Here is a 20851-nt window from a genome sequence, read left to right on the forward strand (position 1 = left end):
GCGCCGGCGTCACAGCGCGGTCAGGTGCCCCGGGCTCGGCTGCCGGGGCACCGGCGCCGGATCGGTCCCCGGCGCCACCGTCCCGCCACCCGGCGCCGGAGCCCGCACCGCCTCCGGCGCGGCGGGGGCCATTGGACGTGAGCCGTCCGGCAGCGGGGGTGCGAACCGGCTCAGCTGGACCACGCCCCAGCCGGCCAGCGCCGCACCGGTCAGCGCGAGCAGCACACCGGCCGGACCGCCGCGCAGCCGCTCGCCGAGCAGCGACACCCCGATCACCGCGGCGGCCACCGGGTTGGCCAGCGTCACCACCGCGAGCGGGGCGCCGAGACCGCCCCGGTAGGCCGTCTGGGACAGCAGCAGCCCGCCCGCCGCGAAGGCCGCCACCAGCACCGCCACCCCGATCACCTGGACGCTGAGCAGCGGACCCGAGCGGTCCGTGACGGCGACCGTGACGGTCTGCGTGAGCGCCGAGGCGACCCCGGAGGCGATGCCGGACGCCGTCGCGTGCCGCAGCCCCGGACGCGCGCCGGGCCGTGACAGCAGGCCGACCAGCGCCGCCGTCGCACCGGAGACCGTCAGCGCCTCCGGCACGCTCAGCACGTCGTCGGGCGCGGGGCCGGACGCCGTCAGCAGCAGCGCGCCCAGCCCGAGCAGGGTCAGTCCGGTGCCCCGCCACTCGACGGCGCTCACCCGCCGGCCGGCCAGCCGCGCTCCCAGCGGCACCGCGGCGACCAGGGTGAGCGCGCCGAGCGGCTGGACCACCGTCAGCGGGCCGTACTTGAGGGCCACGACGTGCAGCAGCGCCGCCCCCGCGTTGAGCGCCACGGACCACCACCAGGCACCGTTGCCCAGCATCCGCAGCACGCCCGCCCCGGAGCTGCGGGCGGCCAGCCGCTCCTGGGCGACGGCCGCGGCGGCATAGGCGACGGCCGAGACCAGGGAGAGCAGGACGGCGATCAGCGCGGCGCTCACCGGCCCGCCCCCACCAGCTCGGGCCGCTCCGCCTCACGCCGCCCGGCCTGCCGTCGCCGGGACACCGGCAGGCGGCACGGGGGCCCCTGCGTCCCCTGTTCCTCCCGGGACTGCTCCTCCCGGGACTGCTCCTGCCGGGACGCGGGAGCCGGCGGGCGGAGGACGGCGAGGGCGATGCCGAGCAGGGCGGTCGCCACGAGCACGTCGAGCCAGTAGTGGTTCGCGGTGCCCACGATCACCAGGAGCGTCACCAGCGGATGCAGCAGCCACAGCCACCGCCACCGCGACCGGGTGGCGACGATCATGCCGACCGCCAGCATCAGCGCCCAGCCGAAGTGGAGCGAGGGCATCGCCGCGAACTGGTTCGACAGCTGGTCGGTGCGCGGCGGGCCGTACACCGAGGGCCCGAAGACCCGGGCCGTGTCGATCAGTCCGGTCGCGTCCAGCATGCGCGGCGGGGCCAGCGGGAAGGCCAGGTGCAGCACCAGCGCGGCGCCGGTCAGCGCCGCCAGCACCCGGCGGACCCAGACGTAGTGCGCGGGACGCCGCAGGTAGAGCCAGACCAGGAAGGCCACGGTGGCCGGGAAGTGGACGGTGGCGTAGTAGGTGTTCGCCGCGTGGACCAGCACGTCGCCGTGGAGCAGCAGGGACTGCACCGTGGCCTCGTCGGGCAGCCGCAGTACGCGTTCCCAGTCCCATACGCGGTGGGCGTTGCGGAAGGCCTCGTCGGTGTGGCCCGTCGCCAGTTGCCGGCCGAACTTGTAGACGAGGAAAAGCCCTGCCACGAGCAGGAGCTCACGGACGAGCGGCGGGCGCGCGGGCGCGTCCGGCTCCGCTTCTGCAGGCCGAGTGCGGGCATTCATCCCCGGGGCCCCTTCGCTGACGGTGGTGCGGTGCGGTGGTGCGGTCCGGGCCGACGGCTCACCGGGTGCGGTGCGGTCGCCGGTCCGGGGGCCGTGTGACGGTTCTCATCGATACGACCCCGTTCCGATACGTCAGTGTACCGATACGATCGGGTACCGGTACACTGACGTATCGATAGACTTGCGACACACTGGAGCACGGGTCCCTCGACCCTTGGTGCAGTGCCGCTGGGAACGAGTGAGGAGCAGAGCATGACGTCGCAGGCCGCGGACCGACCGGAGACGGTCGGCACCTCGCGCCGCTCCAAGATCACGCCCGAGCGTGAGCAGGAGTTCTTCGACGCCGTGCTCGAACAGATCCGGGAGTGCGGCTACGACGCCGTGACCATGGAGGGCATCGCCGCCAGCACCCGGTGCAGCAAGTCCACGCTCTACCGGCAGTGGAAGACGAAGCCCCAGTTCGTGGCGGCGGCCCTGCGCTCCAGCCGCCGGGTGCGCTTCGCCGGCATCGACACCGGGTCGCTCGCCGAGGACCTGCGCCAGGCAGCCCGGGCCGCGGGACAGTGGTCCGGCAAGGACACGCTGCTCCAGGCCCTCGGCCACGCGGTCATGCAGGACCCGGAGCTCCAGCGCGCGCTGCGTGAGGCCCTGGTCGAGCCGGAGATCGCCGCGCTGCGGCAGATCCTGCGGCGCGGGGTCGAGCGGGGCGAGGTCCCCGCCGGCCACCCGGCGCTGGAGTTCGTGCCCGCGCAGATGTTCGGCGCCCTGCGGATGCGGCCGGTCATCGAGGGCGAGTACGCCGACGCGGAGTACCTGGTGCGGTTCGTGGAGGCCGTCGTGCTGCCGGCCCTCGGCCTGCCCTGAGACTCAGGCCGCCGTCCACGGGATGACTGGACGGCGGCCTGCCCGCGCCGCACCGTGGGGACGGGGGCGGCGCGCACCCCCGGCCGGGTGGGACGTCCTTTGAGCGGAGGGGCGCCCCACCCGGCCGACTGACGTCCGGGGCCCCTCAGACGTCCTGTCCGCTGCCGCCGCCGGAGGACACCTCGATGCCCTCGGTGATCTCGTCGATCAGCTTCTCCTGGCCCTCCGTGTCGACACCGAAGCGGACGACGACGATGCGCTTGGCGTCGGCGGGCGACGGGAAGGCCAGCGACTCCACGAATCCGTCGGAACCCTTGCTGGTGACCGCCTTCCAGCGGACCAGGTACCCCTTCTGACCGGCGACCGTCACCTCCTTCGAGGCCAGCTCCTGGTGCGAGGTGATCCCGCCGTAGGACTTGCCGCCGTACGACTCCTCGGCGTTCGCCGCGATGTCCGCCTTCGCGACCTCCTCGGCGGTGCTGCCCTCGGTGCCGAGCACCATCGCGGGCGCCGAGTAGGCGCCGCCCTTGGTGCAGGTCGCCGAGGCGTCGCCCGGGCACTTGTAGGCGTCGTCGGAGGACACCATGGCACCGACCGACAACTGCTGCCCCGACCAGCCGTCCACGATCGGCAGGCTGATCCCGCTGACCGGGTCCGTGACCGACCCGCTCTCGATCCTGGGCGGCTGCGACCCGTCCGGGGAGTCCGGCGCCGGCGACCGGTCGCCTCCGCCCGGACCGCCGAAGGGGTCGTTCCCGTCGTCGGAGCCGGGCCCCTCCTGCTGCCGCGGGGACCCCGCGCTGCTGCCGGACGAGCCGTCGTCGGCCAGCAGATACACGCCGGCGCCGATGCCGGCCAGCACGGCCACGGCCGCCGCCACCGCTATACCGGTGCGCAGACCGCGCCGCCGGCCCGGCGGTGGCTGGACGGGATGTCCCGGATACCCGGGGTGCACCGGATACGGCCCGGACACGCTGCCGTACGGTCCGGACACCGCGTCGCGAGGACCCGGCGCCGCGTCATGAGGCCCGGGCGCGGTGCCGTACGGCCCCGGCAGGGCGTCGTGCGGCCCGGGTGCGGCGCCGGCCTGCGGCGCGGCCGGCGGAGCCGCCGGTCCGGGCGCCGCGCCGGTGTCCGACGGTGTCTCAGGCCCCTGCCCGGCGGCCGGCCCCGCCGGACGGACCTGGTCCGTCCACGCCTTGCCGTCCCACCAGCGCTCGGTGGCGGGACCGTCACTTTTCTGCCCGGGGTCCGGGTACCACCCGGGAGGAGTCACCTGCGTCATGACCCCACCGTATGAGGCGTCGGTGAAAGCCGGATGAGAGACCCCGCGACCGCCCCCGCTCTTCCGCCCGTTGACGTACGGCCCGCGTCCCCCCGCTGGTGACCGGCCCGGCGCGTCGCCCACGCTTTACCGCATGTCACCCGTCACGGCAACTGGTGCCCCGAGCATCCACCACCGTGCCGGTCGGGCCGCTAGGCTCGACCCCTGTACGTCGTTCGGGCGACATGGGGAGGTAGCGGGATGACGGAGGTTCGGCCCACGGCCGCCGCCTCGGCCTCCCTCTGGGAGCGGGAAGAGGAAGTCGCCGCCATCACAAAGGCGGTGGACACCCTGTGCGCGGACCGCTCGTCCGGCGGCACCCTGCTGGTCTGCCGGGGCGAGGCCGGACTGGGCAAGACCGCGCTGCTGGCCGAGACCCGCGGCTGCACCGTCTGGTCGGCGCGCGGCGGCGAGACCCTGCGCTCCGTCCCCTTCAACGTCGTACGGCAGTTGCTCCAGCCGGCCCTCGTCTCCATGCTCCCGGAGGAGGCCCGCGAGTACCTCGGCGACTGGTACGACATCGCCGGCCCGGCCCTCGGCATAGCCGAACCGGGCGAACGGCAGGCCGACCCGCAGGGCGTGTGCGACGGACTGGTCGCCGCCGTGCGCCGGCTGGCCCGCCGCGAGTGGCCCCTCGTCCTGCTCATCGACGACGTCCACTGGGCCGACCAGGAGACCCTGCGCTGGCTCGCCGCGCTCGCCGGGCGCCTCGACGAGACCTCCGCCCTGCTGGTGATCGCCCGCCGCCCCGGCGAGGGCACCGGCGACAGCACCCGCCACCTGGACGTCGCCGAGGCCGCCGGCCGGCCCCTCGCCCCGCTCAGCGCCCTCACCCCGGAGGCGACGGCCGGACTCACCCGCGCCACCCTGGGCGCCCACGCCGACGGCGCGTTCTGCCGCGAGGTGTGGGCCGTCACCGACGGCAACCCGTACGAGACCGTCGAACTCCTCGCCAAGGTCCAGGACAGCCAGCTGGAGCCGGTCGAGGCCCGCGCCGGCGAACTGCGCGCCCTGAACCGCTCGGCCCGCGGCGGCGGACTCGTCGCCCGCCTGGAGCAACTCGGCATCGACGCCACCCGGTTCGCCTGGGCCGCCGCCATCCTCGGCACCGGCATCACCGTCGACATGGTGGCCCGGCTCGCCACCCTCGACCGCGCCGACGCCGTCCGCTGCGCCCACCTGCTCGGCACCGCCCGCATCCTCACCGCACCCGACCCGGCCGCCGGACAGGGCGCCGACGGCGACCTGGAGTTCGTCCACCCGCTGATCGCCACCGCCGTGTACAACTCGATCCCCGACGCGCTGCGCCGGGCCATGCACGGCATCGCCGCCCAGCTCGTCGCCGACTCCGGACTCGGCGCCGCGGCCGCCTCCCGCCACCTCCTCCAGGTCCACCCCGACGACGACCAGGACGTCGTGCGGCAGCTGCGCGAAGCCGCCCGCGAGCACCTCGCCGTCGGCGCGCCCGACGCCGCCCGGCGCTGCCTCGAACGCGCCCTCCAGGAACCGCCGCTGCCCGAGGCCCACGCGCGTGTGCTCTACGAACTCGGCTGCGCCACCCTGCTCACCGCGCCCGCCACCACCATCGGCCATCTGCGCACCGCGCTCGCCATGCCCGGCCTCGACGGCGACGAACGCGTCGACGCCGTCTTCCGGCTCTCCCAGGCCCTCCTCCACAACGACCAGCTCGAGGAGGCCGTCCGTACCGTCGAGGCGGAGTCCGCCCGCAACCCGGACCCTTCGGCGAGGCTGCGCCTCCAGGCCGTCCAGTACATGTGGGAGGGCATCCACGCCGGCGAGACGGCGTCCCCGGACCGCTCCGCGCGCCTCGCCGAACTCGCGGCGACCTGCACCGGCCGCGACAACGCCGAACGCGCCCTGCTCATCCTGCGCGGCTTCGACGCCATGACCCACGGGGAGAACGCCGAAGAGGTCGTCGAACTGTGCGACCGCGCCCTCGTCAACGGCCGCCTCGCCCCCGGACTCGGCTGGACCGACACCGAGTGGGGCCTGGAACTGCCCATGATGCTGGCCAGCGCCTACGCCTACTGCGACCGCCTCGACCGCGCCGAGGCCCTGTTCACCGAAGCCCTGCGCGCCTACGAGACCGCGGGCTGGAGCGGCGGCCACCTCGCCCTCGCGCACGCCTACGTCGGCCTGGGCCACCGCAGGCGGGGCCGGCTGCGCGAGGCCGAGGAGTCCCTGCGGGAATCGCTGCGCATCGCCGAGCGCGTCGGCCGCGGCCTGCCGCTGTACTGGTCGGCCATCTGCAACCTGATCGACACGCTGCTCGCCCGCGGCCGGGTCGAGGAGGCCCGGTCGCTCGCCGACCAGTACGGCTTCGCCCCGCCCTACCCGTCCACGATCGTGCTGCCCGACCCCCGCACCGTCCGCGGCCGGCTGCTCCTGGCCACCGGCCGCACCAAGGAGGGCGTCAACGAACTGGAGGCCGCCGAGAAGGCCGCCGCCGCACGCGGCCGGCACAACCCGGTGGTGGTCCCCTGGGCGACCGACCTGGCCCGCGCCCTCGCCACCGAGGACCCCGGCCGCGCCGCCCAGCTCGCCTCCGACGCGCGCCGCCAGGCCGAGCGCTTCGGCACCGACACCGCGATAGGGGAGGCCCTGCGCTGCGCCGCCGCCCTGGAGACGGGACAGCGCGCGGTCCGGCTAGCCGCGCAGGCGGTCACCTACCTGGAAGCCTCGCCCTGCCAGTACGAACATGCCGCGGCCCGCGTCGAGTACGGCATCGCGGCCCGCTCCGGGGCGGAGCTCGAGCGGGGCCTGGCGCTGGCACGGTCGTGCGGCTCGGACGGGCTGGTGGCGAAGGCCCGCGACGCCCTGGAGTCACTCACGGGCTGACCGGCCCGCTCAGCCCGCGGCGCCGTCCTCCTCGGCCAGCACCCGCTGTGCCGCCGCGAACGCCGAGTTGGCCGCCGGCACCCCGCAGTACACGGCCGTCTGGAGCAGCACGGCACCTATCTCGTCCGGCGTGAGCCCGTTGCGGCGGGCCGCCCGCACATGCATGGCCAGCTCCTCGTAGTGGCCGTGCGCCACCAGCGCCGTCATCGTCACCATGCTGCGCTCACGGCGCGAGAGCGTCTCGTCGGTCCAGATCTCCCCCCAGGCGTAGCGCGAGATGAAGTCCTGGAACCGCGCGGTGAACGGCGTCTGGCGCTCCTGTGCCCGGTCCACGTGCGCGTCGCCCAGCACCTCGCGCCGCACCGCCATGCCGCGCCCGGCACCCCCGCCGAAGTGCCCGCGCAGCGCGGTCAGCACCGCCTCGGGACGCTCGGCGGGCGCCAGGTGCGAGGCGCCCGGGATCTCCGCCAGCGCCGCGCCCGGCACGGCGTCGGCGATCTCCCGAAGATGCGCGGGCGGCGTGGCCGGGTCCTCGCGGCCGGCGATCAGCAGCGTGGGCGCGGTGATCTCGCCGAGCCGGTCCCGCAGGTCGAAGGCGGCCAGCGCGTCGCAGCACGCCGCGTACGCCCCCGGGTCGGCCTCCCGGTGGTCCCGCACCAGCCGCGGCACGGTGAACCCGGGCGTGAACCACCGTGCGTCGGCGCCGCGCGCGAGCTCCTCCAGCCCCTCCGCGCGCACCTTCGCGGCACGTTCCTCCCACGGCTTCGCGCCGTCGAAGTGCGCCGACGAGCAGACGACGGCGAGCGAGGACACCCGCTCCGGGTGGTGCACGGCCAGATGCAGGCCCACCGCACCGCCCAAGGACACGCCCGCGTAGGCGAACCGCTCGACACCGAGCGAGTCGGCGAGCGCCAGCACCAGCGCGGCGAGGTCGCCGACGGTGGCGCCGGGGCCGATGAGGTCCGCCGCCGAACCGCCGTGCCCCGGCAGGTCCCAGCGGATCACCCGGTGCCCGATGGACAGCTCGGGCGCCACCTCGTCCCACAGGGCGTACGAGGTGCCCAGCGAGGGCCCGAGCAGCAGCGGGGGAGCGGTGGCGGGGCCTTCGGTCAGGTGGTCGAGCATGGTCAACGTCGCTCCAGAGCGCGGTCGGTCAGGGCTCCGGCGGAGCCGGTGCAGCGGGCGGGGTCGGTCAGGGAGCCGAGGTCGAGACCTCGCAACTCCGGCACCTCGGCGAGCAGTTCGCCCAGGTTGCGGTCCTCGGCGTAGGTGCGCCGGGCGAGTTCGCTGAGCAGTTCCCTGGCGCGGGCCCGCCCGAGCACCGGCGCCAGCTCGGCGGAGAGCCGCTCCGAGACGATCAGCCCGTGGGTGAGGCCGAGGTGCGCGCGCATCTCCTGCGGGCGCACCCGCAGCCCCTCGGCCAGCTCGGCGGCGTCGCGCGCCGCGCCGCCGGTCAGCCGCAGCAGGTCCCGCAGCGGCTCCCACTCGGCGTGCCAGGCCCCGGCCGGGCGCTCGTCCTCGGCGGCCAGGGACCCGTACAGCGTCGCCGCGAGCTGCGGCGCGCGCCGGGCCGCAGCCGCGATGAGCGTGGAGCGCACGGGGTTGGCCTTGTGGGGCATCGCCGACGAGCCGCCGCCGCTGCCCTCCGCGAGCTCGCCCAGCTCGGTGCGGGAGAGCGTCAGCACGTCCACGGCGATCTTCCCGAGGGCCCCCGCCGTGAAGGCGAGGCAGCCGGCGAGGTCGGCGACCGGGGTGCGCAGCGTGTGCCAGGGCAACAACGGCGTTGCCAGGCCCAGTTCACGGGCGTACGCCCCGGGCAGCGCGGTCGGGTCCTCGGCACCGTACGTCCCGAAGGCGGCCAGCGTGCCCGCCGCGCCGCCGAGCTGGGCGGGCAGCGCGCCGCGCACGGCCGTGATCCGGTCCCGCGCGTCCAGCACCAGCGCGCGCCAACCGGCGGCCTTCAGACCGAAGGTGGTCGGCACGGCGTGCTGGGTCAGGGTCCGGCCCGGCATCGCCGTGTCCCGGTGCTCGGCCGCCAGCCGGGCCAGCGCCCGCTCCGTGCGGGCGAGGTCGGCCAGCAGCAGACCGAGGGTGCGGGCGGCGACCAGCATCGTCGCCGTGTCCATGATGTCCTGGCTGGTCGCGCCCCGGTGCACATACGGCCCGTACTCCGTGCCGACCGCCGCCGTCAGGTCCGCGACCAGCGGGATCACCGGGTTGCCGCCGCCGCGGGCCCGCTCGGCCAGGGAGCGCACGTCGAAGCGGGCCGGGTCGGCGGCCTCGGTCACCGCGGCCGCCGCCTCGGCGGGGGCGAGCCCCAGCCCGGCCTGGGCCCGGGTCAGCGCCGCCTCCGCGTCGAGCAGCGCGCGCAGCCAGGCGCGGTCGTCGGTCGCGTCGGCCGCGGGCGAGCCCGCCCAGCCGGGGGCGAGCAGGCCGGCGTCGGGAGCTGATGTCACTGGAACTCCAGGAAGACCGTCTCGCCTTCGCCCTGAAGGCGGATGTCGAAACGGTACGTGCCGTGGCCCTCGTCCCCGGCGACCAGCGTGTCGCGGCGCTCCGCGTCCACCCGGGACAGCAGCGGGTCGGCGGCCAGCGCGGCGTCGTCGCCCGGCAGATAGATCCGGGTGAACAGGTGCACGAGCAGACCGCGGGCGAACACGCACACGCTGAGGTAGGGCGCGTTCCGCCCGCGCGCCCCGGGGCGCAGGGTCCGCACGTACCAGTGCCCGTCGGCGTCCGTCTGGATGCGTCCGAAGCCGGTGAACTCCACGCCGTTGCGGCCCAGGAAGCCGCCCGAGGCGGGGTCGCGCCGCATCGAGCCGTCGGCGGTGGGGAGCTCGCCGTCCGGGCCCGGACCCCACACCTCCAGCAGGGCGTCGGGCAGCGGCCGGCCCTCGCCGTCGTACACGTACCCGTGCACGGTGACGGTGTCAGGATGCCCGAGGGGCGCGACGTCCTCGCCGCCGCGGAAGGGCAGCGCGTAGCCGTAGAACGGGCCGACCGTGTGCGACGGGGTGGGCAGGACGTTCTCCGGGCTACTGGTGTCGATCTTGGTCATGGCGGTCAGCGTCCTTCTTCGATCCAGGTGGCGTCCGGCCCGTCGAGCACGATGTCCCAGTGGTAGCCGAGGGAGAACTCGGGCACCGACAGGCTGTGGTCGTACGTCGCGACCAGCCGCTGCCGGGCGGCGTCGTCCGTCACCGACTGGAGGATCGGGTCGTACGGGAACAGCGGGTCGTTCGGGAAGTACATCTGGGTCACGAGCCGCTGGGTGAACGCGGAGCCGAACACCGAGAAGTGGATGTGGGCCGGGCGCCAGGCGTTGACGTGGTTGCGCCACGGGTAGGGGCCGGGCTGAATGGTGGTGAAGCGGTAGAAGCCGTCGTCGTCGGAGAGGGTGCGGCCCACGCCGGTGAAGTTCGGGTCCAGCGGGGCGTCGTGCTGCTCGCGCTGGTGGGCGTAGCGGCCGGCCGAGTTGGCCTGCCAGATCTCCACGAGCTGACCGCGCACCGGCCGGCCGTCGCGGTCGAGGAGGCGCCCGGAGACGGTGATGCGCTCGCCGACCGGCTCACCGGTGTGCTGCCGGGTCAGATCGTTGTCGATCTCGGTGATGTCCCGCTCCCCGAAGGCGGGGGAGGACAGCTCCACCAGCTCCGGGTCCTTGGTGACGTCGATGCCGACCGGCGGCTGCAGGGGGTGACGCAGCACCGAGGACCGGTACGGGGCGTAGTCGCGGCGCGGGTGGTGCTCGACGGGCGCGCCGTCGGCGACCCGCTTCACGTACGCGGCGCGCTCGGCCGCGATCTCCGCGTCGATGTCGTGCTGGGTGAGAGTCATGGGAGTTCCCGTGGGTGACAGGGGGTTAGCGTTCGAGGACGAGGGCGAGGCCCTGGCCGACGCCGATGCACAGGGTGGCGACACCGGTGCCGGATCCCTTGCGGGCCAGCTGGTGCGCGACGGTGCCGGCGAGGCGGGCGCCGGAGGCGCCGAGGGGATGGCCGAGGGCGATGGCGCCGCCCTGCGGGTTGAGGACCGCCGGGTCGAACTCGGGCCACTCGGCGACGCAGCCCAGCACCTGGGCGGCGAAGGCCTCGTTGAGTTCCAGGACGTCCAGGTCGGCGAAGGTCCGGCCGGCCCTGGCGAGGGCGCGGTTCACCGCCTCGACGGGGGCGAGCCCGAAGTACTGCGGGTCGTTGGCCGAGACACCGGTGGCCGAGATCCGGGCCAGCGGCTCGCGGCCGGTGGCCCTCAGTCCCTCCTCGTCGGCCAGCAGCAGCGCCGCGGCACCGTCGTTGAGCGGTGAGGCGTTTCCGGCGGTCACGGTGCCGTCGCTCGTGCGGAAGGCCGGCTCGAGCTTCGCCATCGCTTCCAGGGACGTGTCCGGACGTACGCACTCGTCGGCGGCGAAGTCGACCGGGTCGCCCTTGCGCCGCGGCACCGGCACCGGCGCGAGTTCGACGTCGAACAGGCCGTCGGCCCGCGCCCGTGCGGCCTTGCGGTGGGAGGCGAGGGCGAACTCGTCCTGCTGGTCCCGCCCGATCCTGTGTCTGTCCGCGATCAGTTCGGCCGACTCCCCGAGAGGGATGGTCCACTGCGGGTCCATCCTCGGGTTGACCATGCGCCAGCCCAGGGTGGTGGAGTACAGCTCCGCGTGTCCGGCCGGGAACGGCCGGTCGGACTTGGGCAGCACATAGGGCGCCCGGGTCATGGACTCCACGCCGCCCGCGAGCACGACCGAGGCGTCCCCGGCCGCGACGGCACGGGCGGCCTGGATCACCGCCTCCAGACCGGAGGCGCACAGCCGGTTCACGGTCACGCCGGGCACCGAGGTGGGCAGCCCGGCCAGCAGGGCGGCCATGCGCGCGACGTTGCGGTTCTCCTCGCCGGCGCCGTTGGCGTTGCCGAAGTACACGTCCTCGATCCGGGACGGGTCCAGAGCGGGGGTGCGGGCGAGGAGCTCGCGGACGGCGTGCGCGGCCAGGTCGTCCGGGCGCACGCCGGCCAGGGAGCCGTTGTACCTGCCGAACGGGGTGCGCACCGCGTCGACGACGTAGACGTCCTTCACTTCAGGCCCTCCGCGACGACGAGTTCGGCGTCCGTCTTGGCGACGACCTCGTCGGCGGCCACGCCCGGTGCGGTCTCCACCAGGACCAGGCCGTCGCCGGTGACGTCGAGGACACCGAGATCGGTGATGATCCGGTTCACACAGGCCTTGCCGGTCAGCGGCAGCGCGCACTCCGCGAGGATCTTCGGGGAGCCGTCCTTGGCGGTGTGGGTCATCACGACGATGACGGTGCGGGCGCCGTGGACCAGGTCCATCGCCCCGCCGATGCCGGTGATCATCTTCCCCGGGATCGCCCAGTTCGCCAGGTCACCCCGCGCCGAGACCTGCATGGCCCCCAGCACCGCGACGTCGATGTGACCCCCGCGGATCATCGAGAAGGACAGCGCCGAGTCGAAGAAGGAGGCACCCGGCAGGACCGTCACGGTCTCCTTGCCGGCGTTGATCAGATCGGGGTCGACCTGGTCGTCCGTGGGGTACGGGCCGGTGCCCAGGATGCCGTTCTCGGACTCCAGGGTCACCTCCACGCCCTCGGGCAGGTAGTTCGGGATCAGCGTCGGCAGACCTATGCCGAGGTTGACGTACTGCCCGTCCTCCAGCTCGCGCGCGGCCCGCGCGGCCATCTGTTCACGCGTCCAGGCCATCAGGAACTCACCGTCCGCCGCTCGATCTTCTTGTCCGCCGCCTGCCCGGCCGTCAGCGCGACCACCCGCTGCACGAAGATGCCCGGCAGGTGCACGGCGTCCGGGTCGATCTCGCCGGGCTCCACCAGCTCCTCCACCTCGGCGACGGTGACCCTGCCCGCCATGGCCGCCAGCGGATTGAAGTTCCGCGACGACTTCGCGAACACCAGATTGCCGTGCCGGTCGCCCTTGGCCGCCCTGACCAGCGCGAAGTCGGTGCGGATGCCGCGCTCGAGGACGTACTGCGCGCCGTCGAACTCACGGACCTCCTTCGGCGGCGAGGCCAGCGCGACCCCGCCGGAGCCGTCGTAGCGCCACGGCAGCCCGCCCTCGGCGACCTGCGTGCCGACGCCCGCCGGCGTGTAGAAGGCCGGGATGCCCGCGCCGCCGGCCCGCAGCCGCTCGGCCAGCGTGCCCTGCGGGATCATCTCCACCTCCAGCTCACCGCCGAGGTACTGGCGCGCGAACTCCTTGTTCGCACCGATGTAGGACCCGGTCACCCGGGCGATGCGCCCCGCGGCCAGCAGGACGGCCAGCCCCGACTCCATCGCGCCGCAGTTGTTGGAGACGACCGACAGCCCGCCGACGCCGCGCTCGTGGAGCGCCTCGATCAGCACGTTCGGCACGCCGCTGAGCCCGAAACCGCCCACGGCGAGCGATGCGCCGTCCGGTACGTCGGCCACCGCCTCGGCGGCTGTGGCCACCACCTTGTCCATCCGAGAAGCCCCGTCTCTTCCGAGCGCCCCGCGATCCGGATCCGCGGCTCCGTGGAGATCCGTGGGTCCTGAATTAATCAGGGCACTGAGTATTTCAGCGAGATGGCCCACACGCTGCCACCGCACGGTCGGGGCGTCAAGACCTCGAAAAGGACGAGGTGGATCGCCTGGTGGGGCTGGGGGTGTTCTCAGCCCGGCCGTTGTATCGTCAGTGCACTCACGAATCGTGCAGGACGAATCTCGCCTCCAGGGGAGCGCACATGGCCGCGGTCGACCTGACCACCCACCCCGGGCATCTGGCCCGGCGGCTGCAGCAGGCGCACTACCTGCTGTGGAACACGATGGTCTCGGAGGAGACCACCTCGCCGCAGTTCGCGGTCCTCAACGCGCTCGTCGCCGAACCGGGCCTCGACCAGCGCACGGTGGGGGAGCGGGTGGGGCTCGACCGGTCCACCATCGCCGAGGTGATCAGCCGGCTCGGCCGCCGCGGACTGCTCGACAAGGTCCGCGATCCGCAGGACGGCCGCCGCTTCCTGCTGCGCCTGACGGACGAGGGGCAGCGCGTCCACCGCAGGCTGAGCGTGCGGACGGCCCGGATGAACCAGGTCTTCCTCGCCCCGCTCTCCGCCGCCGAACAGGCCGTGTTCTTCGACCTCGTCCAACGGGTCGCGGACGCCGCCGAGGGGCTCCGCAACCCGTCCGAGCCCGTGGTGACACCCGGCTGATCAGGGCGTCCCGGCGAACACCACCCACACCGGGCCCTCGGCGAAGTTCACGGGCGTGCCGTCCCCGGCGGTGAAGGCCGTGCCCTCCTCGGCCGCCCCGCGCTTCCACGTCGCCTCGTAGGAGCGGCCGTCGCGCAGCACCTCCGCCCGGCCGGAGCCCACCGATTCCACGTACGGCGAGTTGCTGCCGAGGAAGTCGCGGAAGGCCGACTTGCGCACCGTCACGTGCTGGACGACGACCGTCGCCGGCTCCGGACGTCCGCCGCCGGCCGCCGGGACCGGACCGCCGTCCATGGCGATCAGCCAGCGGCCGCGCTCCGCCGACCAGGTGAAGGTGAAGCTCGCCGCGGGATAGCGCACCGTGCGCGAGCTTACGGGCCGGCCGCCCCCGGGGGCCTCGCCGTAGCGGTAGCCCGTGGTCAGCGCGGCGGCGCCCGAGGGCGACGGCAGCAGCCGGTCCGGCCGCAGGAGGAGGTTGTGCGGCGCGGCGCGGCCGTCGTCGCGGACATAGGCGTCGGGCGCCGTCGCCGGCGGCTCGGCCCGCAGGGGTGCCGCGTCGATCAGCGGGAGCAGCTTGCTCTGCGCGCCGGAGAACGCGAGCACCGGCCGGTCGAACTGGCGCAGCAGCTCCAGGTCGGACTCCCGGGCGCTGCGCACCGGTCCGACCGCTTCCGGCAGCCTGGTGGCGTAGACCGCCATGAGGCGGCTCAGCCCGCCCTCCACCGGTTCCACGTAGACGACGTCCGCGGCGTCCAGGCCTCGCTGCGGCCGGGCCTCGGGGGCGTTGTCGACCTTGACGGCGAGGACGGGACCCGCGGGGTGCGGGGGCTGCGTGTGCGACCGCTCCAGGTGGGGTGCCCGGCCGTCGTCCTCCTTGCCCGGTGACGTGCAGCCGGCCGCCAGCGCGGCCGTCACCGCCGCCGCCAGCAGCACCGGCACGGCACCGGCCCGTGTGCCGCGCCGCACGCCGCGGACCCGCTTGCGCATCCCGTGTCGCATCCCGACCACCCGCCCACCCACTTCGTTCACCGATTGTCCCCTTATTGAGGTGTTTATGCCCATACCCGACTGATTCTGATAACGCACCCGCAATCCGCTGTTCGGCCGAACCGGCGCCGGTTGGGCCGGGACGCCCCGGGGTACTCGGCCGCGACGCAGGACAGGACGCGCACGGGCGACGGAGGGAGCGCGAGACGATGAAGGCAGTGGTCTGGCAGGGCAAGCGGGACGTGCGGGTCGAGGACGTGCCCGACCCGAGGATCCAGGAGCCGACCGACGCGGTCATCCGCATCACGTCCAGCGGACTGTGCGGCTCCGACCTGCACCTGTACGAGGTGCTGACACCGTTCATGACACCGGGCGACATCCTCGGCCACGAACCCATGGGCATCGTGGAGGAGGTCGGCTCCGAGGTGGCGAACCTCAAACCCGGCGACCGGGTGGTGGTGCCGTTCCAGATCGCCTGCGGGCACTGCTACATGTGCGACACCGGGCTGCCGACCCAGTGCGAGACGACGCAGGTCACCGGCGAGGGCATGGGGGCCCCGCTGTTCGGCTACACCCGCCTGTACGGCGCGGTGCCCGGCGCCCAGGCCGAGTACCTGCGCGTCCCGCAGGCCCAGTTCGGGCCCATCAAGGTGCCCGAGGGACCCGCCGACGACCGCTTCGTCTACCTCTCCGACGTCCTGCCCACCGCATGGCAGGCCGTCGAGTACGCCGCCGTCCCGCAGGGCGGCAGCGTCGCCGTGCTCGGGCTCGGCCCCATCGGCGACATGGCCTGCCGGGTCGCCCTGGCCAAGGGCGCCGGACGCGTGTTCGGCGTGGACCTGGTGCCGGAACGGCTGGAGCGGGCCCGCGCACGGGGCGTGGAGACGTACGACCTGCGGGCCTTCGACAACGAGAAGGAGCTGGTCGCCGCGATCCAGGACGAGACCGGCGGCCGGGGCCCCGACGCCGTCATCGACGCGGTCGGCACCGAGGCGCACGGCGGCATGGTGGCCAAGCTGGTCCAGCAGTCCGCGGCCATGATGCCCCGGTCCATCGGCGGCCCGCTCGCCGAGCGCTTCAGCGTCGACCGGCTCGCGGCCCTGTACACCGCCATCGACCTGGTGCGGCGCGGCGGCACCATCTCGCTCATCGGCGTCTACGGCGGTATGGCCGACCCGATGCCGCTGCTCACCCTGTTCGACAAGCAGATCCAGATGCGGATGGGGCAGGCCAACGTGCGCCGCTGGAGCGACGAGATCATCCCCTTCCTCACCGACGAGGACCCGCTCGGCGTTGACGACTTCGCCACCCACCGCGTGCCGCTCACCGATGCGCCGCACGCGTACGAGATGTTCCAGAAGAAGCAGGACGGCGCCGTCAAGGTCCTCATGAAGCCGTAGAGCCTCGGAGGCTCAGGGGCCGCCCAGGATCTCCGCCAGGTCGTAGCGGACCGGCTCCTCCAGCTGGGCGTAGGTGCAGCTCTCCGGCGTGCGGTCCGGGCGCCAGCGGCGGAACCGGGCCGTGTGCCGGAAGCGCGCCCCGTTCTCCATGTGGTCGTACGCCACCTCGGCGACCCGCTCGGGCCTGAGCGGCACCCACGACAGGTCCTTCTTGCCCGACCAGCGGCTGGGCGCCCCCGGCAGCCGCGCCGACTCGTGCGCCGCCTCCTCGGCCCAGGCCGCCCACGGATGGCCCCGGACGTCCTCCATGCGCAGCGGCTCCAGCTCCTCCACCAGCTCGGCGCGCCGCTTCATGGTGAAGGCGGCGCTCACTCCGACGTGCTGGAGCCGGCCGTGGTCGTCGTACAGGCCGAGCAGCAGCGAACCGACCACGGGTCCGCTCTTGTGGAGGCGGTAGCCGGCCACCACGACGTCCGCCGTGCGCTCGTGCTTGATCTTGAACATGGCCCGCTCGTCCGGCCGGTAGCGCAGATCGGGCGGCTTGGCGACGACGCCGTCCAGACCCGCCCCCTCGTACTGCTCGAACCAGTGCCGCGCCACCTCGATGTCGTCCGTCGCCGGCGCCACGTGCACCGGAGGCGTGACCCCCGACAGCGCCCGGACCAGCAGCGCCCGCCGGTCGGCGAGCGGCACGTCGAGCAGCGACTCGTCGTCCAGCGCCAGCAGGTCGAACACCACCAGCGACGCCGGCGTCCGCTCCGCCAGCGTCCGCACCCGTGACTGTGCCGGATGGATCCGCTCGGTCAGCGCGTCGAAGTCCAGATGCCCCTCGCGCGCGATCACGATCTCCCCGTCCACCACGCAGCGCGCCGGCAGCAGCTCCCGCACGGCCTCCACCAGCTCGGGGAAGTACCTGGTCAGCGGCTTGCCCGTGCGGCTGCCGAACTCCACCTCGGCCCCGTCCCGGAACACGATCGCCCGGAACCCGTCCCACTTCGCCTCGTAGTGCATCCCCGGCGGGATCTTCGCCACGGACTTGGCGAGCATCGGCTTCACGGGCGGCATGACGGGAAGATCCATGCCCCGATTCTGCGCGTGAATCCTCCCGGATGCCTGATATGCGCGTCGCGCGCCCTGCGCCTACCGTGGCTCGCATGGCGGATGCGGTGGAGCTGGAGGTGGGCGGGCGGGCCGTGCGGCTGTCCAGCCCGGGAAAGGTGTTCTTCCCCGAGCGGGGCTACACCAAGCTCGACGTGGCCCGGTACTACCAGGCCGTCGCGCCCGGCATCCTGCGCGCCCTGCGGAACCGGCCCACCACGCTCCAGCGGTACCCGGACGGGATCGAGGGGGAGTGGTTCTACCAGAAGCGGGCGCCCAAAGGCATGCCCGACTGGATCCCGACCGCGCACATCACCTTCCCCAGCGGGCGCAGCGCCGACGAGATGTGCCCGACCGAGGAGGCCGCGGTGGTGTGGGCCGCCCAGTACGGGACGCTCACCTTCCACCCCTGGCCGGTGCGCCGCGACGACGTGGACCATCCCGACGAACTCCGCATCGACCTCGACCCGCAGCCCGGCACGGACTACGACGACGCCGCCCGCGCCGCCCACGAACTGCGGGGTGTCCTGGAGGAGTTCGGCGGACTGCGCGGCTGGCCCAAGACCTCCGGCGGCCGCGGCATCCACGTCTTCGTGCCGATCGAGCCGCGCTGGACCTTCACCCAGGTGCGGCGGGCCGCCATCGCGGTCGGCCGCGAGATGGAACGGCGGATGCCCGAGCGGGTGACCATCAAGTGGTGGAAGGAGGAGCGCGGCGAGCGCATCTTCCTCGACTACAACCAGACCGCCCGCGACCGCACCATCGCCTCCGCCTACTCCGTGCGCCCCCGCCCGAACGCGCCGGTCTCCGCGCCGCTGACCTGGGAGGAGGTCGGGGTCGCCCACCCGCAGGACTTCGACATCACGACCATGCCCGCGCGCTTCGCCGAACTCGGCGACGTGCACGCGGGCATGGACGAGGTGCGGTACTCCCTCGACGCCCTGCTGGAGCTGGCGTCGAAGGACGAGCGCGATCACGGACTCGGCGATCTGCCGTACCCGCCCGAGTATCCGAAGATGCCGGGGGAACCCAGCCGGGTACAGCCGAGCCGTGCGAGGAAGCCGCGCCCGCAGAAGAGCTGAGCTGCGCCTCCCCTGTCCTTACAGCTCCTTGATCCGGACGTCCCGGTACGAGACCACGTCCGTCGTGCTGTGCACCTGGAGCCCGATGTAGCCCGAGGAGAACCGCCGCCCGTCGGTGCCCGGGTCGTCCGAGCGCGCGGGATAGAAGTCCTGACCGCCGATGTTGTCGAACTCGTTGATCAGCACACCGTTGCGGTAGACCGAGTAGTGCTGGTCCACCACGCGGATCTCGTAGTCGTTCCAGGTGCCCTTCTCGGTGACGCCCGCGCCGGCGAGGCCGACCCGGTCGAAGCCGTAGAGCGAGCCGGTCTTGTACATGTCGCCGGTGGGGCTGTCGAGCACCTGCACCTCGTGCCCGTACTTGATGGCGACCCACTCCGGCCGGGACTCCTCCGGGTGGTCGTGGACCCACGGGAAGCGCACGAACACACCGCCGTTGGCGTTGCCGGTGCCCGGTGCGTCGTCACGCCACTGGAGCTTCAGGGAGAAGTCGCCGTACTTGCGCTCCGGGAACCACAGCATGCCCATGCCGGGCGTGCTGGTGCTCGACGTGATCGACCCGTCCTCGTTCAGCCCGAACGAACCACCGCCGACCTGCTCCCACTTGGCGAAGGAGTCCTGGGTGCCGTCCATGATCGAGCGGTAGCCCTCGGTCTGGCCGGGCAGCCCGATCTTCGACTGCTTGGCGGCCCTGTTGATCGCCTTGACCTCGCGCTTGTCGACGACCCCCTCGGCCCGCAGCGCGTCCAGGACGTTCCCGACGTGCTTGAGGAAGAGCGCCTGGGACGTCCACTCCTTCTCGTCCTCGATCAGCTCGTTGATCCGGCACCGGTTGTTGGTGACCCGGTTCGGCACGCCCGAGTCGACCGTGCCGACGATCACCGTCAGCCGCTCGTCGTACTCCGGGCAGGGCGGCGCCGGCACCCCGCCGGCCACGACCGTGAAGCTCAGGGACACCGGCTCGGAGGTGTTCCCGGCCTTGTCGCTCGCCCGGTAGGCCACCGTGTGCCGGCCCGCCCGGTCCACGACCACGGGCGCGGTGTACGCGAGATAGGGACCGGCGTCGAGCGAGTACTCGATCCCGGCGACACCGGAGCCGCCCTCGTCGGTGGCGTTCACCGTCACCTTGGCGTTGCCGACGTAGGCGCCGTCGGAGTTCTTCGAGCCCTCCACGGTCGCGCCGGCCACCGGCGGGGTGGTGTCCTGCGGGGGAGCGGCGACGACGGTGAAGGCGACGCTCTTCTCCGCCGCGACGTTGCCCGCCTTGTCGGTGGCCCGGTAGCGCACCGTGTGCTCACCGGCCGCGTGCACCATCACCGGCGCGGTGTACGCCTGCCAGGCGCCGTCACCGACCGCGTACTCGATGGTGTTGACGCCGGAACCCGTGTCGGAGGCGGTGACGGTCACCGTCGCCATGTCGACGTAGGCGCCGTCCCCGTTCTTCTCGCCGCTGACCGTCGCCGAGGTCTCCGGCGCGGTCGTGTCGTCGGTGTCCGGGGCGGCCACGGCGAACGTGACGCTCTTCTCCTCGGCGGCGTTGCCCGCCTTGTCGAACGCCCGGTAGCGCACGGTGTGTTCACCGACCTGGTCGACGACGACCGGCGTGGTGTACGGCTGCCAGGCACCGTCCGCGCCGATCGCGTACTCGACGCGGTCCACACCGGAGCCGCCCTCGTCGGTGGCGGTGATCGTCACGGCCGCGGAACCGACGTAGGCGCCGTCGGCGTTCCGCGTGCCGTCCACCTTCGCCGAGGTGGCCGGCGCGGTGGTGTCGTCGCCGCCCCCGCCCTCGGTCACCGTGAGCACGCCCGTCATCTGGCCGTGGCCCGGGATCGTGCAGTGGTACATGTAGCGGCCGGGGCTGAGGGTGACCTCGGCGGTGTGCCTGCCGCCCTGGTCGTCGGCCGGATTGGCCAGGATGTTCAGCTGCACGTCGGAGTTGTACTCCGGGTCGCTGGTCATGAAGGTCAGCGTGTGCGGCATGCCGGTGGTGTTGCCGGTCGCCTCACTGTTCTCGAAGACGATCGTGGCCGGACCGGCCACCGCCGTCTCGGGCGCCGACGCGTACTTGGTGATGTCGTCGCCCGCGGTCCAGGTCAGCACCTGCTGCTCGGCGGCGGCCTCGGCCGGCGCGGAGGCCGGCTGGCCGGAGGCGGACGTCGCCTGGAGGCCGAGCAGCATCAGCAGGCCGGCCAGCAGGGCGGCCCACATTCTCC

General features: G+C 73.6%; 18 protein-coding genes. 5 read left to right on the forward strand and 13 right to left on the reverse strand.

Annotated features, from left to right (window positions below; all coding sequences use genetic code 11):
* Positions 1-9: 9 nt before the first annotated feature.
* A complete protein-coding gene (locus tag AB0E77_RS26240) occupies positions 10-972 on the reverse strand; it encodes a hypothetical protein (RefSeq protein ID WP_361574692.1) in 963 nt (320 codons plus the stop codon).
* On the reverse strand, positions 969-1835 hold the full coding sequence (locus AB0E77_RS26245; protein WP_361574694.1) for a phosphatase PAP2 family protein: 867 nt from the start codon (positions 1833-1835) through the stop codon (positions 969-971). Before AB0E77_RS26245 ends, AB0E77_RS26240 begins: the two co-directional genes overlap by 4 nt.
* 252 nt (positions 1836-2087) lie before the next feature.
* Here AB0E77_RS26245 and AB0E77_RS26250 point away from each other — a divergent pair, with 252 nt between their 5' ends.
* Complete coding sequence (locus AB0E77_RS26250; protein WP_361574697.1) at positions 2088-2699, forward strand: TetR/AcrR family transcriptional regulator; 612 nt, start codon at positions 2088-2090, stop codon at positions 2697-2699.
* A 145-nt stretch (positions 2700-2844) separates the two neighbouring features.
* Here the strand turns inward: AB0E77_RS26250 and AB0E77_RS26255 are convergent, their stop codons facing one another.
* On the reverse strand, positions 2845-3984 hold the full coding sequence (locus AB0E77_RS26255; RefSeq protein ID WP_361574700.1) for a DUF2510 domain-containing protein: 1140 nt from the start codon (positions 3982-3984) through the stop codon (positions 2845-2847).
* A 240-nt stretch (positions 3985-4224) separates the two neighbouring features.
* Between AB0E77_RS26255 and AB0E77_RS26260 the strand changes: the two genes are divergently transcribed.
* Positions 4225-6882, forward strand: coding sequence for an AAA family ATPase (locus AB0E77_RS26260; RefSeq protein ID WP_361574703.1), 2658 nt, complete (start codon positions 4225-4227; stop codon positions 6880-6882).
* 9 nt (positions 6883-6891) lie between these two features.
* Here the strand turns inward: AB0E77_RS26260 and pcaD are convergent, their stop codons facing one another.
* Genes pcaD through AB0E77_RS26295 form a run of 7 tightly spaced genes read right to left on the reverse strand, consistent with a single transcriptional unit; the run spans position 6892 to position 13343 of the window.
* Positions 6892-8007, reverse strand: a complete 1116-nt coding sequence (gene pcaD, locus AB0E77_RS26265; RefSeq protein WP_361574706.1) for a 3-oxoadipate enol-lactonase — start codon at positions 8005-8007, stop codon at positions 6892-6894.
* A gap of 2 nt (positions 8008-8009) precedes the next feature.
* Positions 8010-9338: a 3-carboxy-cis,cis-muconate cycloisomerase gene (pcaB, locus tag AB0E77_RS26270; RefSeq protein ID WP_361574709.1), complete on the reverse strand. Its 1329-nt coding sequence runs from the start codon at positions 9336-9338 to the stop codon at positions 8010-8012.
* Positions 9335-9940 carry a protocatechuate 3,4-dioxygenase subunit alpha gene (gene pcaG, locus AB0E77_RS26275; protein ID WP_361574712.1) on the reverse strand — a complete coding sequence of 202 codons (606 nt, stop codon included), beginning with the start codon at positions 9938-9940 and terminating at the stop codon, positions 9335-9337. Before pcaG ends, pcaB begins: the two co-directional genes overlap by 4 nt.
* Positions 9941-9945: 5 nt before the next feature.
* Positions 9946-10719 (reverse strand): protocatechuate 3,4-dioxygenase subunit beta, encoded by a 774-nt coding sequence (pcaH, locus tag AB0E77_RS26280; protein WP_361574715.1) that lies wholly within the window; start codon positions 10717-10719, stop codon positions 9946-9948.
* Positions 10720-10744: 25 nt separating this feature from the next.
* Positions 10745-11947 carry a thiolase family protein gene (locus tag AB0E77_RS26285; protein WP_361574718.1) on the reverse strand — a complete coding sequence of 401 codons (1203 nt, stop codon included), beginning with the start codon at positions 11945-11947 and terminating at the stop codon, positions 10745-10747.
* On the reverse strand, positions 11944-12588 hold the full coding sequence (locus AB0E77_RS26290) for a CoA transferase subunit B (protein WP_361574721.1): 645 nt from the start codon (positions 12586-12588) through the stop codon (positions 11944-11946). Before AB0E77_RS26290 ends, AB0E77_RS26285 begins: the two co-directional genes overlap by 4 nt.
* Positions 12588-13343 (reverse strand): CoA transferase subunit A, encoded by a 756-nt coding sequence (locus tag AB0E77_RS26295; protein ID WP_361574724.1) that lies wholly within the window; start codon positions 13341-13343, stop codon positions 12588-12590. Before AB0E77_RS26295 ends, AB0E77_RS26290 begins: the two co-directional genes overlap by 1 nt.
* 260 nt (positions 13344-13603) lie before the next feature.
* Between AB0E77_RS26295 and AB0E77_RS26300 the strand changes: the two genes are divergently transcribed.
* A complete protein-coding gene (locus AB0E77_RS26300) occupies positions 13604-14068 on the forward strand; it encodes a MarR family transcriptional regulator (protein ID WP_361574727.1) in 465 nt (154 codons plus the stop codon).
* Here AB0E77_RS26300 and AB0E77_RS26305 read toward each other — a convergent pair whose 3' ends face one another.
* The gene (locus AB0E77_RS26305) at positions 14069-15055 is read right to left on the reverse strand and encodes a DUF3048 domain-containing protein (protein ID WP_361574909.1); all 987 of its coding nucleotides are present in this window, start codon (positions 15053-15055) and stop codon (positions 14069-14071) included.
* A 209-nt stretch (positions 15056-15264) separates the two neighbouring features.
* Here AB0E77_RS26305 and AB0E77_RS26310 point away from each other — a divergent pair, with 209 nt between their 5' ends.
* Positions 15265-16455: a zinc-dependent alcohol dehydrogenase gene (locus tag AB0E77_RS26310; protein WP_361574730.1), complete on the forward strand. Its 1191-nt coding sequence runs from the start codon at positions 15265-15267 to the stop codon at positions 16453-16455.
* Between the two features lie 12 nt (positions 16456-16467).
* Here the strand turns inward: AB0E77_RS26310 and AB0E77_RS26315 are convergent, their stop codons facing one another.
* The gene (locus tag AB0E77_RS26315; RefSeq protein WP_361574733.1) at positions 16468-17535 is read right to left on the reverse strand and encodes an ATP-dependent DNA ligase; all 1068 of its coding nucleotides are present in this window, start codon (positions 17533-17535) and stop codon (positions 16468-16470) included.
* A gap of 74 nt (positions 17536-17609) precedes the next feature.
* Here AB0E77_RS26315 and ligD point away from each other — a divergent pair, with 74 nt between their 5' ends.
* Positions 17610-18635: a non-homologous end-joining DNA ligase gene (gene ligD / locus AB0E77_RS26320; protein ID WP_361574736.1), complete on the forward strand. Its 1026-nt coding sequence runs from the start codon at positions 17610-17612 to the stop codon at positions 18633-18635.
* A gap of 18 nt (positions 18636-18653) precedes the next feature.
* On the opposite strand, the gene AB0E77_RS26325 is transcribed toward ligD, so the two are convergent.
* A complete protein-coding gene (locus tag AB0E77_RS26325; RefSeq protein WP_361574739.1) occupies positions 18654-20846 on the reverse strand; it encodes a family 16 glycoside hydrolase in 2193 nt (730 codons plus the stop codon).
* Positions 20847-20851 lie beyond the last annotated feature (5 nt).

Origin of the sequence: Streptomyces sp. NPDC032940 (genome assembly GCF_040636935.1) — a bacterium.
Lineage (GTDB): Bacteria > Actinomycetota > Actinomycetes > Streptomycetales > Streptomycetaceae > Streptomyces.

What these genes read in the sequence shown, in the direction of transcription:
- AB0E77_RS26325 (WP_361574739.1), bottom strand. Translation starts at nt 20,846, where the DNA reads ATGTGGGCCGCCCTGCTGGCCGGCCTGCTGATGCTGCTCGGCCTCCAG.
- pcaH (WP_361574715.1), bottom strand. Translation starts at nt 10,719, where the DNA reads ATGACTCTCACCCAGCACGACATCGACGCGGAGATCGCGGCCGAGCGC.
- AB0E77_RS26255 (WP_361574700.1), bottom strand. Translation starts at nt 3,984, where the DNA reads ATGACGCAGGTGACTCCTCCCGGGTGGTACCCGGACCCCGGGCAGAAA.
- AB0E77_RS26315 (WP_361574733.1), bottom strand. Translation starts at nt 17,535, where the DNA reads ATGGATCTTCCCGTCATGCCGCCCGTGAAGCCGATGCTCGCCAAGTCC.
- AB0E77_RS26300 (WP_361574727.1), top strand. Translation starts at nt 13,604, where the DNA reads ATGGCCGCGGTCGACCTGACCACCCACCCCGGGCATCTGGCCCGGCGG.
- AB0E77_RS26250 (WP_361574697.1), top strand. Translation starts at nt 2,088, where the DNA reads ATGACGTCGCAGGCCGCGGACCGACCGGAGACGGTCGGCACCTCGCGC.
- ligD (WP_361574736.1), top strand. Translation starts at nt 17,610, where the DNA reads ATGGCGGATGCGGTGGAGCTGGAGGTGGGCGGGCGGGCCGTGCGGCTG.
- AB0E77_RS26260 (WP_361574703.1), top strand. Translation starts at nt 4,225, where the DNA reads ATGACGGAGGTTCGGCCCACGGCCGCCGCCTCGGCCTCCCTCTGGGAG.
- pcaG (WP_361574712.1), bottom strand. Translation starts at nt 9,940, where the DNA reads ATGACCAAGATCGACACCAGTAGCCCGGAGAACGTCCTGCCCACCCCG.
- AB0E77_RS26305 (WP_361574909.1), bottom strand. Translation starts at nt 15,055, where the DNA reads ATGCGCAAGCGGGTCCGCGGCGTGCGGCGCGGCACACGGGCCGGTGCC.
- AB0E77_RS26295 (WP_361574724.1), bottom strand. Translation starts at nt 13,343, where the DNA reads ATGGACAAGGTGGTGGCCACAGCCGCCGAGGCGGTGGCCGACGTACCG.
- pcaD (WP_361574706.1), bottom strand. Translation starts at nt 8,007, where the DNA reads ATGCTCGACCACCTGACCGAAGGCCCCGCCACCGCTCCCCCGCTGCTG.
- AB0E77_RS26290 (WP_361574721.1), bottom strand. Translation starts at nt 12,588, where the DNA reads ATGGCCTGGACGCGTGAACAGATGGCCGCGCGGGCCGCGCGCGAGCTG.
- AB0E77_RS26245 (WP_361574694.1), bottom strand. Translation starts at nt 1,835, where the DNA reads ATGAATGCCCGCACTCGGCCTGCAGAAGCGGAGCCGGACGCGCCCGCG.
- AB0E77_RS26310 (WP_361574730.1), top strand. Translation starts at nt 15,265, where the DNA reads ATGAAGGCAGTGGTCTGGCAGGGCAAGCGGGACGTGCGGGTCGAGGAC.